Below are 14,446 nucleotides of genomic sequence, written 5' to 3' on the forward strand. Positions count from 1 at the left end.
GGACGTGCTCGCCGGTGACGCGCAGCGACTCGACGGCGGGCATCGGGTCGCTGCCGCGGGGGACCAGCGCGGTGCCGGCGAGCCGGCCGTGCCGGACGAGCACGACCTCCCAGCCCCCGGAGTCGGTGCGCCGGGCCGCGACGAGCTCCGCGCACGCCGCGAGCGGTGCGAGGCGCTGCGACCGTGCCGACCCGCGCAGGAACGCCGCGAGCCGGTCGCGCACGGTGACGGCCTCCTCGAACCGCTCCTGCCCGACGAGCGCGTCGATCCGGGCGGTGTGCGCGCCGACGACGGCCGCCGGGTCGGTGAGCATCGCGTCGCGCACGCCCTCGACGGTCCGGGCGTACTCCGCCGCGGCCTCGGGCCGGACGCAGGGCGCCGGGCACCGGCCGATCTCGGCGAGGTGGCACGCGGTCGCGCCGGGCGCGGGGACCAGCGGCAGCCGCGCGGTGCACCGCCGAATGGCGAACGCGTCGTGCAGCGCCTCGACCGCGGACTGCGCGGCGGCGCGTGACGCGAACGGGCCGATGTGCGTGGCGTCGTCCCGGACCTCGCGCACGACGGAGAGCCGGGGGAACGCCTCGGCGGTGAGCCGCACCCACGGCATCCGCTCGGGGGAGCGGGAGCGGCGGTTGTACCGGGGGTTGTGCTCGGCGATCAGCCGGAGCTCGCGGACCTGCGCCTCCAGCGGCGTGGCGCAGACCACCGGTGTGACGGCCTGCGCGATCCGGACCATCTCCCGCATCCGGGACCGCTTCTCGGCCGCCGTGAAGTAGGACCGGACGCGCTTGCGCAGCGACGTGGAGGTCCCGACGTACAGCACCTCGTCCTTCGGGCCGCGGAACAGGTAGACCCCGGGGAGGTCCGGCAGGCCGTCGGCGAGGGTGCGCTTGCGCCGGACGTCCGCGGGCACGGCGTCGGCGGCCGTGGCGAGGTCCTCCAGGTGCGTGATGCCGAGCGGCGCGAGCCGGCCGAGCAGGGCGTGCAGCACGTCGACGGTGGCGCGCGCGTCGGCGAGGGCGCGGTGCTCGGGCGTCGTCGTGGCGTGGAACAGCCCGGCGAGGGTGCTGAGCTTGTGGTTCGGGGCCTCGTCCCGGGTGACCACGCGCCGCGCGAGCCGGACGGTGTCGACGACGGGGAACCCCGGCCAGGCGTGCCCCGTCTCGGCGGCCGCCGCCTTGAGGAAGCCGACGTCGAACGGCGCGTTGTGCGCCACCAGGACCGAGCCGCGCGCGAACTCGAGGAACGAGGGCAGCACCTCGGCGATCGTGGGCGCGCCGATCACCATCGCCGTGGTGATCCCGGTGAGCACCTGGATCTGCGCGGGGACCGGGCCGCCCGGGTCGACGAGCGTCTGGAACTCGCCGAGCACCTCGCCGCCGCGGACCTTGACCGCGCCGACCTCCGTGATCGCGGACGCGCCGGGCGCGGCGCCGGTGGTCTCGAGGTCGACCACCACGAACGTGACCTCGTGCAGCGGCGTGCCGATGTCGTCCAGCGTCACCTGCACGGGTCGGCCGGTCTGCGGCACCGCGAGGTCGACGCGGGGCGGGACGGGGGACCGGTGGACCATGCGCCGCACGCTAGCCGCGCCCTCCGACACTCCCCGCCGGACCGCCCGTGGCCGCCGCCACCTGCGGCCCCGTAGGGTGACGCGCATGCCCGAGCCCGCCCCCGACGCCGTGCCCGAGGCCGTGCGCGCCGCGGTGCTGCCGCTGGCGGCGGAGGTGCTGGGCGCGCTCGACCCGGGTGCCGTCCCGGCGTCGCTCGCCGCGGTGCGCCGGTTCGCGCCGCGCCGCCGGGTCACGGCCGGTGCCGGGCCGCTGTGGCTCGCCGTCGAGCGCGACGACGCCTTCCGCGCCCGTGTGGCCCGCGCGTGGTCGCACGCGCACCCCGACCTGGCGGCCGACCTGCTGGCCGACCCGCCGGCACCAGGGGAGCCCGGGACGCGCGTCGACCTCGCGGTCGGGGCCGTGCTGCTGCGCCCGGAGGGCTGGCAGGCCCGGCTCTCCGCGGTCGGCACCCCGCCGGCCGGCGCCGACGCCCCGGCGCAGCCCGACGCCGACCACGTGCACCGCGCGCACCGCGCCGAGGCCGAGCTCCGTCGGCTCGCGGCCCGGCTCACCGCCGAGACCGAGCGGGCGGACGCCGCCGAGGCGGAGCTGGTGTCGCTGCGCCGGGAGCTGCGCCGGGTGCGCTCCGACGCCGACCGCTCGCGCTCCGAGGCGCGCCGGGCCGCGGAGCACGCCGCCGAGGTCGCGGCCGCCGCCGAGCGGGTGCACGCCGAGACGGCGCGGGTGCGGGCGTCCGCCGACGACGACCGCCGCCGCGCCGAGGACCTGGCCCGCGTCGCGCGCGAGGACGCCGCCGCGCTGCGCGAGCTCGCCCAGGTCCGGGTGCGGCTGCTGCTCGACACGCTGGTCGAGGCGGGGTCGGCCCTCCGGGAGGAGCTCGCGCTGCCGCCGGCAGGGCGGATGCCCGCGGACCTCGTCGCGCCGCCGGTCCCGGGGCCCGGGGGACCGCGGCCGACCTCGCGCGGGCGGTCCGCCGACGACCCGGCCCTGCTCGACGACCTGCTCGCGATGCCGCGGGTGCACCTGCTGGTCGACGGCTACAACGTCTCCCAGCTCGCCTGGCCGGACCAGCCGCTCACCGAGCAGCGCCGCCGCCTGACCGAGCGGCTCGCGACGCTGGCGGGCCGCACCGGCGCCGAGGTGACCTGCTGCTTCGACGGCCGCGAGTCGGAGGCCTCCGGGCGGTCGCCGGCCGCCCCGCGCGGCGTCCGGGTGCTGTTCTCCCAGGGGGAGATCGCGGACGACCTGCTGCGCCGCCTCGTCCGCGCCGAGCCGCCGGGCCGGGTCGTCGTGGCCGTCACGAGCGACCGCGCGCTCGGGTCCGACCTGGAGGCCGCGGGCGCCCGCGTGCTGCCCTCGGCGACCCTCCTCGCCCGCCTCGGCCGGGTCTGAGGGCGCCCGCGGGCCGCGAGTTCGCCGGTTGCGCGCCGGGAGCCGCCGCGGAACCGGCGAACTCGCGCGCAACCGGCGATCTCGTCGCCCGGCGCCGCGCTCAGCCCGCGTGGTCGCCCGCGTAGATCGCCTCGACGTCCGTGGCGAAGTCCTTCAGGACGTGCGTCCGCCGGACGCTCAGCTTCGGGGTGAGGTACCCGGCGGCGATCGTCAGGTCCCGGTCGAGGATCCGGTACCGCCGGATCGACTCCGCGCGGGAGACGGCCTTGTTGGCCCGCTCCACGCCCTCGTCGATCGACGCGAGCACGTCCGGGTGCACCGCGGCCGCCGCCACGGAGAGCTCGGGCAGCCCGTGCGCCGCGCACCACCCCGGCAGCCCCTCGGCGTCGAGCGTGACGAGCGCGCCGATGAACGGCCGCCCGTCGCCGACCACGACCACCTGGCTGATCAGCGGGTGCGCGCGCAGCCGGTCCTCGAGCACGGCCGGGGCGACGTTCTTGCCGCCGGCGGTGACGATGATCTCCTTCTTGCGCCCGGTGATCCGCAGGTACCCGTCGTCGTCGAGCGAGCCGAGGTCGCCGGTGCGGAACCAGCCGTCGTCGAAGGCCTCGTCGGTGGCGACCGGGTTGCCGTGGTACCGCCCGAACACCTGGTGCCCGCGGACCTCGACCTCGCCGTCGTCGGCGATCCGCACGGACGTCCCGGGCAGCGGCGGGCCGACGGTGCCGATCCGGGTCTTGCCCGGCATGTTGACGGTGGCCGGCGCGGTGGTCTCGGTGAGGCCGTAGCCCTCGAGCACCCGGACGCCGATGCCGCGGAAGAAGTGGCCGAGCCGCTCGCCCAGGGGCGCGCCGCCGGAGATGGCCCACTCGATCCGGCCGCCCATGGCCTCCCGGAGCTTGTGGAACACCAGCCGGTCGGCGACGACCCGCTGCACCCGCAGGCCCAGCGACGGGCCGCCGGCGTCCAGCGACCGGGAGTAGGCGATGGCGGTGCGCGCGGCCCACTGGAAGATCTTCAGCTTGCCGCCGGCCGCTGCCTTCTGCTCCGCCGAGTTGTAGACCTTCTCGAACACCCGGGGCACCGAGAGGATGAACGTCGGCTTGAACTCGCCGAGGTCCTGCAGCAGCTGCTTGGTGTCGGGGGTGTGGCCGAGCACCGCGCCGGCCGGCATGCACAGCACCTCGACGAACCGGGCGAACACGTGCGCGAGCGGCATGAACAGCAGGGTCCGGGCCCCGGGGGTCGACACGACCTCGTGCAGCCCCTCGACGGCGTTGCGGGCGAGCACCGCGAAGTTGCCGTGCGTGAGCTCGACGCCCTTGGGCCGCCCGGTCGTGCCGGAGGTGTAGATGATCGTCGCGACGTCGTCCCGGCCGGCGTGCCGGCGCAGCAGGTCGACCTCCGAGTCGGGGACCGCGGCGCCCTCGGCGGCGAGCGCGTCCACCGCGCCGCCGTCGATCACCAGGACGTCTCGCAGCAGCGGCGCCTCGGGGCGGACCTCCGCGACGGTGGCGGCGTGCTCCGCGGTCTCGACGACCAGGAGCGTCACTGCGGCGTCGGTGAGGATCCAGTGCACCTGCTCGGCGGACGAGGTCTCGTAGACCGGCACCGGGACCGCGCCGGCGCTCCACAGCGCCCAGTCGAGGACCGTCCACTCGTACCGGGTGCGGGACATGATGCCGACCCGGTCGCCCGGGCGGACGCCGCGCGCGACGAACCCGCGGGCGACGTCGCGCACCCGGCGGTCGAACTGCCGCGCGCTCACCGTGCGCCAGGTCGTGGTCCCGGGGGTCTTGTACTCCATGAGCGGGCCGTCGCCCGTCTCGGCCACGCGCGCGGCGAGCAGGTCGAGCAGGTTGTCCCGCGGTCCTGCCTCGACGAGCAGGGGCGTGCTGAACTCCTCCATGGCTGGCTCCGTTGTCAGGCGTCGGAAGGGTGTCAGGAGCATAGGGGACGTTGGTCCCGGTTGCCGGGGTCGACACGTCGCCCGTGCGGGTGGCACGCCGCCCGCACGGGCCGCCACGGCGCCTGCGCCCTGGGAGCGTGTGCAGAGAAAGCCGCCCAGCACGCTAGCGTGGGGGCGCACGCGCGCAGTGTCGCCGCCGCGGCACCGGTGCAGCGTCCCGGTCCGGCGGTCCTCGCGGGTGCGCCACGCAGAGATCTCACGCGGAAGCAGGGAAGCATGCACGCCATCGGTGTGGACATCGGCGGGACGAAGATCGCCGCCGGTGTGGTCGACGAGGACGGCCGGATCATCGCGAAGACCCGTCGCGACACCGACCCCCGCGACTCCGCGAGCGTCGACCGCGGCGTGATCGAGGCCTGCCAGGAGCTCGCCTCGACGTACGAGATCGGCGCGATCGGCCTCGCCGCCCCCGGCTTCATCGGCACCGACCAGGCGACCGTGCTGTTCACCCCGAACCTGCCGTGGCGCGAGCACCCGCTGCGCGACATCGTCGCCAAGGAGCTCGGCGACGAGGTGAAGATCGTCGTGGCGAACGACGCCAACGCCGCCGGCTGGGCCGAGTTCCGGTTCGGCGCCGCGCGCGACGAGCAGGACATGCTGCTGCTGACGATCGGCACCGGGCTGGGCGGCGCGATCGTCGTCAACGGCGAGCTCGTGCTCGGCGCCTGGGGCGTCGCCGCGGAGGTCGGCCACATGCGCGTCGTCCCCGGCGGCCACTACTGCGGCTGCGGCCACGAGGGCTGCTGGGAGCAGTACGCCTCGGGCAGCGCCCTGGTCCGCGACGCGCAGTCCGCGCTCATCACCGAGCCGGCCCGCGGCACCCGGCTGCTCGAGCTCGCCGGCGGCGACGCCGACGCGCTCACCGGCCCGCACGTGACCCAGGCCGCGCAGGAGGGCGACCCGCTCGCCGTCGAGCTGCTCGCCGAGCTCGGCCGGTGGATCGGCGAGGGCTCCGCCTCGGTGGCCGCGCTGCTCGACCCGTCGATCGTCGTGATCGGCGGCGGCGTCAGCGCCGCCGGCGACCTGCTGCTCGCGCCGGCGCGCCGCGCGTTCCTCGACCAGCTGTCGGCCCGGGGCCACCGCCCGGAGGCGACCTTCGCGCTCGCCTCGATGGGCAACGACGCGGGCATCGTCGGCGCCGCGGACCTCGCGCGCCGCTGAGCCACCCGCACGTCCGCGACGGGCGCGCCCGGAGCCGGGGGAGACCCCGTGCCCGGCGCGCCCGTCGCGCGTCCGGGGTCGTCAGACGACGGCGCCGTCCGAGTCGTCGCCCTCCGGGTCCCGCCGGTGCGGCATCCGCCAGAGCAGGACGACGAGGCCGAGCACGAACGTCACGACCGACGCCTGCATGACGGCGGGCGGCGCGTCGCGCCAGAAGATCAGCACCACGAGCCAGACGACGGGCATCAGCGCGACCGCCAGCCAGGCCATCGTCAGCAGCGGGTCGCCGCCGAGCACCGGGCCCGGGTCCGGGGGCCGGAAGTGCTCCGCCTCGTCGACGCGGCGCTCGGCCTCGTCGATCTGGTCGGTGGCGTCCCAGTCGCGGCCGGACGCCGGGGGCCCGCCGGCGCCCGGGCGGCCGGGCTCGTCCGGCTCGGCGGGGGTGCGCGGCTCCGCGCGCGGCGGCCGCACGACGCGTCGGTCGGTCACCCACGGCGCGACGGGGTAGGTTACGGCGGGACCGGACGACGTCCGCGGGTCGTCCTGGCCTGCGGCGGCGGCCGCCGGCGGCTCCGTCGGCCCGGTCGGGTCCGTGTCGCCGCGGAGGTCCGCGACGATGGCGGCCCACTGCTCGTCGGTGACGCGGTCGCCGGACGGGTCGTGCTGCCGGTCGGCGCGCGGGCCGTCGGGCTCGTCGCCGTCGGGCGACGGGTCGGGGCGGTCGGGACGCGGGGCCATGGCAGCACTCTAGAGTCGGCTACGAGCGCCGGGCACCCGACGGGTGGCCGACGGCCCGCACGACGAGGGCGAGAGGTGGCAGGTTGTTCTACTGGTTCATGAAGCGGGTCCTGGTGGGCCCGCTGCTGCACCTGCTGTTCCGCCCCTGGGTGCGGGGTGCGGAGCACGTGCCGAGCAGCGGCGCGGCGATCCTGGCCAGCAACCACCTGGCCGTCGTCGACTCGTTCTTCCTGCCCCTGGTGCTGGACCGCGAGATCGTGTTCATCGGCAAGAACGAGTACTTCACCGGGCGCGGGCTCAAGGGCCGGCTGACCGCGGGGTTCATGCGCGGCGTCGGCACCATCCCGGTCGACCGCAGCGGGGGCAAGGCCTCCGAGGCGGCGCTGCGCACCGGCCTGAACCGGCTCGCCGAGGGCAAGCTGTTCGGCATCTACCCCGAGGGCACCCGCAGCCCCGACGGCCGGCTCTACCGCGGGAAGACCGGCGTGGCGCGCATGGCCCTGGAGTCGGGCGCCCCGGTCATCCCGGTCGCGATGGTGGACACGGACAAGGCGCAGCCGCTCGGCCAGCGCCTGCCGCGCCCGCGCCGCATCGGCATCGTGATCGGCGAGCCGCTCGACTTCAGCCGGTACAAGGGCATGGAGAACGACCGGTTCATCCTGCGCTCGGTGACCGACGAGATCATGTACGCGCTCATGGCCCTGTCCGGCCAGGAGTACGTGGACATCTACGCCGCCACGCAGAAGGCGCGCATCGCCACCGGGCACCCCGCGGCCACCGGCCCGGCGGCCCCCGAGCCGACCGCGCCGGGCGGCCGGGCGGTGCCCGATGTCCAGCCTCCGGTCCCGCCGGAGGAGGAGTCCGCGGCTCAGTAGGATGAGCCGCGTCCGTCGCGCTCCGCGCGGCGCGACCCGAGGACCTCGGTCCCGGGTCCGGCCCCGCGGGGTGCCCTTCAGTGGCCCCGGGGCTGGGATGACCCAGCTGTGCTGTTCAATCGAGAGGTGTATCTCATGTCGGTTCGTCGCGTCGCGCTCCTGACCGCGGGTGGCTTCGCTCCGTGCCTGTCCTCGGCCGTCGGTGGGCTCATCGAGCGCTACACCGAGATCGCCCCCGAGGTCGAGATCATCGCCTACCAGCACGGGTACCACGGGCTCCTGCGCGGCGACAAGATCGTCATCGACGCCGAGGGCCGCGCGCAGGCGCACCTGCTGCACCGGTTCGGCGGCTCGCCGATCGGCAACTCGCGCGTGAAGCTCACCAACGCGGCCGACTGCGTCAAGCGCGGCCTCGTCCAGGAGGGCCAGGACCCGCTGCAGGTCGCGGCCGAGCAGCTGAAGGCGGACGGCGTCGACGTGCTGCACACGATCGGCGGCGACGACACCAACACCACGGCGGCCGACCTCGCCGCGTACCTGGCGGACAACGACTACGGCCTGACCGTCGTCGGCCTGCCGAAGACCATCGACAACGACGTGGTGCCGATCAAGCAGTCGCTCGGCGCGTGGACCGCCGCCGAGGAGGCCGCCGGCTTCGCCGCGAACGTCATCGGCGAGCACCGCTCCGGCCCGCGCATGCTGATCGTGCACGAGGTCATGGGCCGGCACTGCGGGTGGCTGACCGCTGCCGCGGCCGCCGAGTACCGCAAGTGGCTCGACCGCCAGGAGTGGGCCCCGGCCCTCGGCCTGACGCGCGAGCGCTGGGACGTCCACGCCGTGTTCCTGCCCGAGCTGGCGCTGGACATCGACGCCGAGGCCGCGCGCCTCAAGGCGATCATGGACACCCAGGGCAACGTCAACATCTTCCTGTCCGAGGGCGCGGGCATGCACGAGATCGTCGAGCAGCTCGAGGCGTCCGGCGCCGAGGTGCCGCGCGACCCGTTCGGCCACGTCAAGCTCGACACGATCAACCCGGGCCAGTGGTTCGCGAAGCAGTTCGCGGAGAAGCTCGGCGCCGAGAAGGTCATGGTGCAGAAGTCCGGCTACTACTCGCGCGCCGCGGCCGCGAACGCCGAGGACCTGCGCCTCATCAAGTCGATGACCGACCTCGCCGTCGAGTGCGCGCTGCGGGGCGAGTCCGGCGTGATCGGCCACGACGAGGAGGACGGCGACCGGCTCAAGGCCATCGCGTTCCCGCGGATCGCCGGCGGCAAGGCGTTCGACGTCTCGCAGCCCTGGTTCGGCGCGATCCTGGAGGGCATCGGGCAGCCCCTGGTGCCCGCGACGGCGCACTGATGAGCGTCGAGGCGGACCCGCAGGTGCTCGCCGGCCTCGAGGCCTGGCGCGACCTGCCCGTCACGCAGCAGCCGGCGTGGCCGGACGCCGACGCGCTCCGGCGCGTGACCGACCGGCTCGCCGGGCTGCCGCCGCTCGTGTTCGCGGGGGAGGCCGACGCGCTGCGCGGCCAGCTCGCGGCCGCCGGTCGCGGCGAGGCGTTCCTGCTGCAGGGCGGTGACTGCGCGGAGACGTTCGCCGAGGCCACGGCGGACAACATCCGCGGCAAGATCATGACCGTCCTGCAGATGGCGGTCGTGCTCACGTACGGCGCGAGCCTGCCCGTCATCAAGATGGGCCGGATGGCCGGGCAGTACGCGAAGCCGCGGTCCTCGGACACCGAGACCCGCGACGGCGTCACGCTGCCTGCGTTCCGGGGCGACATCATCAACGGCTTCGAGTTCACCCCGGAGGCCCGCACGCCGGACCCCGAGCGGCTGCTCGACGCGTACCACACGTCGGCGTCGACGCTGAACCTCATCCGCGCGTTCACCACCGGGGGCTTCGCGTCCCTGCTGCGGGTGCACGAGTGGAACCGGGGCTTCACGGCGAACCCGGCGTACGCGCGGTACGAGGAGATCGCCGCCGAGATCGACCGGGCCATCCGGTTCATGGCCGCGTGCGGTGCCGACTTCGACGCGCTGCGCACCGTGGACTTCTACTCGAGCCACGAGGGGCTGCTGCTCGACTACGAGCGGCCGCTCACCCGGATCGACTCGCGCACCGGCCTGCCGTACGACTGCTCGGCGCACTTCCTGTGGATCGGCGAGCGCACCCGGCAGCTCGACGGGGCGCACGTGGACTACTTCAGCCGCGTGCACAACCCGCTCGGCATCAAGCTCGGCCCGACGTCCACCGCGGACGACGCGCTGCGCCTGATCGACAAGCTCAACCCGAGCGCGGAGCCGGGGCGGATCACGTTCATCACCCGCATGGGGGCGAGCAAGATCCGCGACCTGCTGCCGTCGCTGGTCGAGAAGGTCACGGCCGACGGGCGCCCGGTCACCTGGGTCTGCGACCCGATGCACGGCAACGGCATCACCTCCGCCTCGGGCTACAAGACCCGCCGGTTCTCCGACGTGATGGACGAGGTCGCCGGGTTCTTCGAGGTGCACCGCGCGCTGGGCACCGTCCCGGGCGGCCTGCACATGGAGCTCACCGGTGACGACGTCACCGAGGTGCTCGGCGGTGCCGAGGAGATCGACGACGCCGGCCTCGCCCGGCGGTACGAGACCCTGGTCGACCCGCGGCTCAACCACCAGCAGTCGCTGGAGCTGGCGTTCCAGGTGGTGGAGCTGCTCCGGCGCTCCTGACCCCCGCACGCACGACGACGGCCGCCGGCCCCGCCTGAGGGGGCGGCGGCCGTCGTCGTGGGTGGCTCGGGGCGCGCGCGTCAGGCCGCGCGCTGGTTGAACCGCAGCATGTTGCCCGACGGGTCCCGGAACGCGCAGTCCCGCACCCCGTACGGCTGGTCGATCGGCTCCTGGAGCACCTCGCCGCCCGCGGCGCGGATGTGCTCGAAGGTCTTGTCGACGTCGTCGGTCTGGAAGATGACCCCGCGCAGCAGGCCCTTGGCGAGCAGCTCCGCCATGGCCTGCTTGTCGGCGTCCGACGCGCCCGGGTCCGCCAGCGGCGGCTCGAGCACGATCGTGACGTCCGGCTGGTTCGGCGGGCCGACGCTCAGCCACCGCATCCCCTCGAACCGGACGTCGTTGCGCACCTCCAGTCCCAGCACGTCCCGGTAGAACGCCAGGGCCAGGTCGTGGTCGTGCACGGCGATGAAGCACTGCTGCAGGGTGATGTCCATGCCCATCACGCTATGGGCACCGGGTCGCGCGGCGCTTCTCCGTTCCTGACCGGTCGGGTGCGCACCTTCGCCACGCACGCGGGGACGGCCGCGCCGGCGTCGTGCTGCTGCGCGCGGTACGCCGACGGGCTCATGCCGACCAGCTCGGTGAACCGGGAGCTGAACGACCCCAGCGAGGTGCAGCCGACCTCGACGCACACGTCCGTGACGCTGAGGTCGCCCCGGCGCAGCAAAGCCTTGGCTCGCTCGATCCGCCGGGTCATGAGGTAGCCGTAGGGCGTCTCGCCGTACGCGGCGCGGAACGACCGGGAGAAGTGGCCGGCGGACATCAGCGCCTCGCGCGCGAGCGTCGGCACGTCGAGCGGCTGGGCGTAGTCGCGATCCATCCGGTCCCGCGCGCGGCGCAGGCGGACCAGGTCGTCCAGGGACGGGTTCGGCACGCCGGGCCTCCTCGCTCCTCAGACCACCGTGAGGGTGATCGTCGTGCCCTTGGCCACCTGCTGGTCGGCGGGCACGCTCTGGTCGCGCACCGTCCCGAACAGCCCGCCGAGGATGTTGCGCCGCTCGGCCTTCAGCCCCAGCGCCTCGAGGGCGGCCGCGGCCTCCGCGTACTGCTTGCCGGTGAGGTTCGGCATCGCGACGGTCTCGGGGCCCTTCGACACCTGGAGGGTCACGGTGTCGGTGCGCTTGCCCTGGGCACCGCCCTCCGGGGACTGGGCGATGACGCGCCCGGCCTCGACGGTGTCGCTGAACGCCTCCTCGGGGGCCACGACCAGGCCGAGCGCCTGGAGCTGGGCGGTCGCCTCGTCGAGCGTCGCGCCGACGACCGAGACGATCCGCACCGGCTCGGGGCCGTCGGACAGCGTGAGCAGCACCGTCGACCCGCGCTTGAGGCTCTGGCCCGGCTCGACGGGGTTGCCGTCCGCGTCGGTGACGGCGAGCACGGCGCCGATGGCGGCGTTGTCGTCCCAGTGGTCCCCGTCCACGTAGCCCGCGTCGAGGCCGGCCGCGGTGAGCGCCGCCTCGGCGTCGGCCTGCATCTTCCCGACCAGCGGGTCCGCCGGCATCGCCACGAGGTCCACGCCCTTCGACACCGTGAGCGTCACGGTGCCGTCCTTGCGCACCCGCTCGCCGTCACCCGGGTCGGCGGACACCACGTCGCCGGAGGGCACGGCGTCGTCGAACGCACGCACCACGTCGGAGCCGAGGCCGGCGGAGTCGAGCGCGGCGAGCGCCTCGTCCTCGGCCAGGTCCGAGACGGTCGGCACGGTCGTGTAGGCGCCGGGGCCGACGGCCAGGTACCACCAGGTCCCGCCGCCGACGACGCCCAGCAGGAGCACGGCCGCGACCACCCAGCGCCAGGGACGCCGGCGCCGGCCGGCCGCCGCCGCGGGGGAGCCCGAGACGGTGACCGCCCCGATCGGCAGCGCGACCGTGCGGCCGGGCGCCTCGATGCGGGTCGTCGCGCCGCCGGGCTCCGCCGGCTCGTCGGCCCCCGGGTCGCCGGTCGCGCCGGACGACGCGTCGGCGTCCTGCTCCGGGTCGGTGGCCTGGGGGAGCGAGACGACGGGCTCGCGGTCGACCCGGCGGGCCAGCGTCGCGTCGTCGAGCGCACTGCGGGTACGGCGCAGCAGGGCCAGGGCGGCACCGGCGTCGGCGGGCCGGTCGTCGGGCTCGCGGGCGGCCAGCGCGCCGACCAGCTCGTCGACCTCGACCGGCAGCCACGCGGCGTCCTCGGCGTCGGACGGGGCCGGGACGTCGTTGTTCACGTGCTGGAACGCGATCTGGATGGGCGTCTCGCCCGTGAACGGCTGCGCGCCGGTCAGCATCTCGTACAGCAGCACGCCGGTGGCGTACACGTCGGTGCGGGCGTCGCTCTCGCCGCGGACCACGAGCTCCGGCGACAGGTAGGCGACCGTGCCGAACACCGTGCCGGTCGTCGTCGACGTCACCTCGGTGACGGCGCGGGCGAGCCCGAAGTCGGCGACCTTGATCCGGCCGTCCGTCGCCATCAGCACGTTCTCGGGCTTGACGTCCCGGTGCACCAGGCCGGCGCGGTGCGCGGCGCCCAGCGCGTCGAGCACCTGCTCGGCGACCCCGAGCGCCTCGCCCACGGACAGCGAGCCGCGCTCCGACAGGTGTCGGCGGAGGTTGACGCCGTCGACGTACTCCATCGTCAGGTAGGACGTGTCGCCGTCGACGCCCTGGTCGTACACGCCGACCAGACCGGGGTGGGTCAGCCGGGCCGCGGCCCGCGCCTCGCGGCGGAACCGCGCGACGAAGTCGGCGCCCGCCCGGCCCTCGGCCAGGTGCGGGTGCATGACCTTGAGCGCGACGTCGCGGTCCAGGCGCCGGTCGACCGCCAGGTACACCGTCGCCATGCCGCCGCGCGCGATGCGCTGGACGACCTCGTAGCGCCCGTCGACCAGGCGGCCGACGAGCGGATCGGTGACGGTGGCTCCCACGGGCGGCATTCTACGGGCGCCGGGGGTCCGGACCCCGGAGGCCCGCGGTCAGTAGCGCGCCATGTGCGTCTGGACGTTCGCGACGTACCGCCGGGTGTCGCTGAACATGCCGTTCCGCTTCACCGAGGACGCCCCCTGGTAGTACGACGCGATGGCCGTCGACAGGTCGGGCGACGTGCGCACGAGCTGGCGGATGATCGCCACGCCGGCCACGACGTTGTCGTCCGGGTCGATCAGGTTGAGGTCGCGGCCCACGAGCTGCGAGGCCCACTCGCCGGAGCTCGGGATGACCTGCATGGTGCCGATGGCGTTCGCGGGGGAGACCGAGGTGTGGTTGAAGCCGGACTCCTGGAACGCGATCGCCTGCGCGAGCGCGGGGTCGACGCCCATCGCGCGGGCGGTCGCGGCGACCTTGGCCTGCATCGCGGCCCGGGACGGGACGCCCATGGCGATGAGCGAGGCCTTGTTCGCGTTCGCCGAGGCCACGACGCTCGGTGCGTACGTCCGCCCCAGGAACGTGTTGCCCACCAGCTGGGTGCCGCTACTCGCGGCGGTCGTCGTCGCGGTGGCCGCGCCGGCGCCGGGGATCGTCAGGGTCTGGCCGACGCGGATGAACGCGCGGGAGTCCAGGCCGTTCACGGCGGTGATCGCGGAGACGGTGGTGCCGTAGCGCTTGGCGATGGCCGAGACGGTCTCGCCGGAGGCGACGGTGTGCGACCCGCCCGTGGCGGCGGGGGCCGCGGCGGTCGTGGTCGCGGTGGCCGCGCCGGCGCCGGGGATCGTCAGGGTCTGGCCGACGCGGATGAACGCGCGGGAGTCCAGGCCGTTCGCGGCGGTGATCGCGGAGACGGTGGTGCCGTAGCGCTTGGCGATGGCCGAGACGGTCTCGCCGGAGGCGACGGTGTGCGACCCGCCCGTGGCGGCGGGGGCGGCGGCGGTCGTCGTCGCGGTGGCCGCGCCGGCGCCGGGGATCGTCAGGGTCTGGCCGACGCGGATGAACGCGCGGGAGTCCAGGCCGTTCGCGGCGGTGATCGCGGAGACGGTGGTGCCGTAGCGCTTGGCGATGGCCG

General features: G+C 75.2%; 12 protein-coding genes. 5 read left to right on the plus strand and 7 right to left on the minus strand.

The features are described from left to right. A partial coding sequence (locus G6556_RS08540; RefSeq protein WP_166940371.1) for a DEDD exonuclease domain-containing protein occupies positions 1-1,573 on the minus strand: 1,573 nt, incomplete at its 3' end. 85 nt (positions 1,574-1,658) lie between these two features. Here G6556_RS08540 and G6556_RS08545 point away from each other — a divergent pair. Further along, complete coding sequence (locus G6556_RS08545; RefSeq protein WP_166940373.1) at positions 1,659-2,966, plus strand: NYN domain-containing protein; 1,308 nt, start codon at positions 1,659-1,661, stop codon at positions 2,964-2,966. Positions 2,967-3,066: 100 nt separating this feature from the next. On the opposite strand, the gene G6556_RS08550 is transcribed toward G6556_RS08545, so the two are convergent. Beyond that, positions 3,067-4,875, minus strand: a complete 1,809-nt coding sequence (locus G6556_RS08550; RefSeq protein WP_166940375.1) for an AMP-dependent synthetase/ligase — start codon at positions 4,873-4,875, stop codon at positions 3,067-3,069. Between the two features lie 276 nt (positions 4,876-5,151). Here G6556_RS08550 and G6556_RS08555 point away from each other — a divergent pair, with 276 nt between their 5' ends. Further along, positions 5,152-6,096, plus strand: coding sequence for an ROK family glucokinase (locus G6556_RS08555; RefSeq protein ID WP_166940377.1), 945 nt, complete (start codon positions 5,152-5,154; stop codon positions 6,094-6,096). Positions 6,097-6,177: 81 nt separating this feature from the next. Here the strand turns inward: G6556_RS08555 and G6556_RS08560 are convergent, their stop codons facing one another. Next, on the minus strand, positions 6,178-6,834 hold the full coding sequence (locus tag G6556_RS08560; RefSeq protein WP_166940379.1) for a hypothetical protein: 657 nt from the start codon (positions 6,832-6,834) through the stop codon (positions 6,178-6,180). An 83-nt stretch (positions 6,835-6,917) separates the two neighbouring features. Between G6556_RS08560 and G6556_RS08565 the strand changes: the two genes are divergently transcribed. The 3 genes from G6556_RS08565 to G6556_RS08575 all read left to right on the plus strand — a co-directional run bounded on the left by G6556_RS08565 (position 6,918) and on the right by G6556_RS08575 (position 10,417). Then, positions 6,918-7,709 (plus strand): lysophospholipid acyltransferase family protein, encoded by a 792-nt coding sequence (locus tag G6556_RS08565; protein ID WP_240934046.1) that lies wholly within the window; start codon positions 6,918-6,920, stop codon positions 7,707-7,709. A gap of 135 nt (positions 7,710-7,844) precedes the next feature. Further along, a complete protein-coding gene (locus tag G6556_RS08570) occupies positions 7,845-9,065 on the plus strand; it encodes a pyrophosphate--fructose-6-phosphate 1-phosphotransferase (RefSeq protein WP_166940381.1) in 1,221 nt (406 codons plus the stop codon). After that, complete coding sequence (locus tag G6556_RS08575) at positions 9,065-10,417, plus strand: 3-deoxy-7-phosphoheptulonate synthase class II (protein WP_166940383.1); 1,353 nt, start codon at positions 9,065-9,067, stop codon at positions 10,415-10,417. Before G6556_RS08570 ends, G6556_RS08575 begins: the two co-directional genes overlap by 1 nt. An 80-nt stretch (positions 10,418-10,497) precedes the next feature. Here the strand turns inward: G6556_RS08575 and G6556_RS08580 are convergent, their stop codons facing one another. From G6556_RS08580 to G6556_RS08595, 4 genes are all read right to left on the minus strand, one after another. Continuing rightward, positions 10,498-10,911 carry a VOC family protein gene (locus G6556_RS08580; RefSeq protein ID WP_166940385.1) on the minus strand — a complete coding sequence of 138 codons (414 nt, stop codon included), beginning with the start codon at positions 10,909-10,911 and terminating at the stop codon, positions 10,498-10,500. Between the two features lie 5 nt (positions 10,912-10,916). Then, the gene (locus tag G6556_RS08585) at positions 10,917-11,297 is read right to left on the minus strand and encodes a helix-turn-helix transcriptional regulator (RefSeq protein ID WP_166940399.1); all 381 of its coding nucleotides are present in this window, start codon (positions 11,295-11,297) and stop codon (positions 10,917-10,919) included. 72 nt (positions 11,298-11,369) lie between these two features. Beyond that, positions 11,370-13,376, minus strand: a complete 2,007-nt coding sequence (pknB, locus tag G6556_RS08590; RefSeq protein ID WP_166940387.1) for a Stk1 family PASTA domain-containing Ser/Thr kinase — start codon at positions 13,374-13,376, stop codon at positions 11,370-11,372. A 48-nt stretch (positions 13,377-13,424) separates the two neighbouring features. Beyond that, a partial coding sequence (locus tag G6556_RS08595) for a LysM peptidoglycan-binding domain-containing protein (RefSeq protein WP_166940389.1) occupies positions 13,425-14,446 on the minus strand: 1,022 nt, incomplete at its 5' end.

It is taken from the genome of Cellulomonas sp. IC4_254 (assembly GCF_011603975.1).
Classification (GTDB): Bacteria; Actinomycetota; Actinomycetes; order Actinomycetales; family Cellulomonadaceae; genus Cellulomonas.

Coding starts and splice junctions, on each gene's coding strand:
- G6556_RS08570 (WP_166940381.1), top strand. CDS start 7,845: ATGTCGGTTCGTCGCGTCGCGCTCCTGACCGCGGGTGGCTTCGCTCCG.
- G6556_RS08585 (WP_166940399.1), bottom strand. CDS start 11,297: ATGGATCGCGACTACGCCCAGCCGCTCGACGTGCCGACGCTCGCGCGC.
- G6556_RS08550 (WP_166940375.1), bottom strand. CDS start 4,875: ATGGAGGAGTTCAGCACGCCCCTGCTCGTCGAGGCAGGACCGCGGGAC.
- G6556_RS08555 (WP_166940377.1), top strand. CDS start 5,152: ATGCACGCCATCGGTGTGGACATCGGCGGGACGAAGATCGCCGCCGGT.
- G6556_RS08560 (WP_166940379.1), bottom strand. CDS start 6,834: ATGGCCCCGCGTCCCGACCGCCCCGACCCGTCGCCCGACGGCGACGAG.
- G6556_RS08545 (WP_166940373.1), top strand. CDS start 1,659: ATGCCCGAGCCCGCCCCCGACGCCGTGCCCGAGGCCGTGCGCGCCGCG.
- G6556_RS08580 (WP_166940385.1), bottom strand. CDS start 10,911: ATGGACATCACCCTGCAGCAGTGCTTCATCGCCGTGCACGACCACGAC.
- G6556_RS08575 (WP_166940383.1), top strand. CDS start 9,065: ATGAGCGTCGAGGCGGACCCGCAGGTGCTCGCCGGCCTCGAGGCCTGG.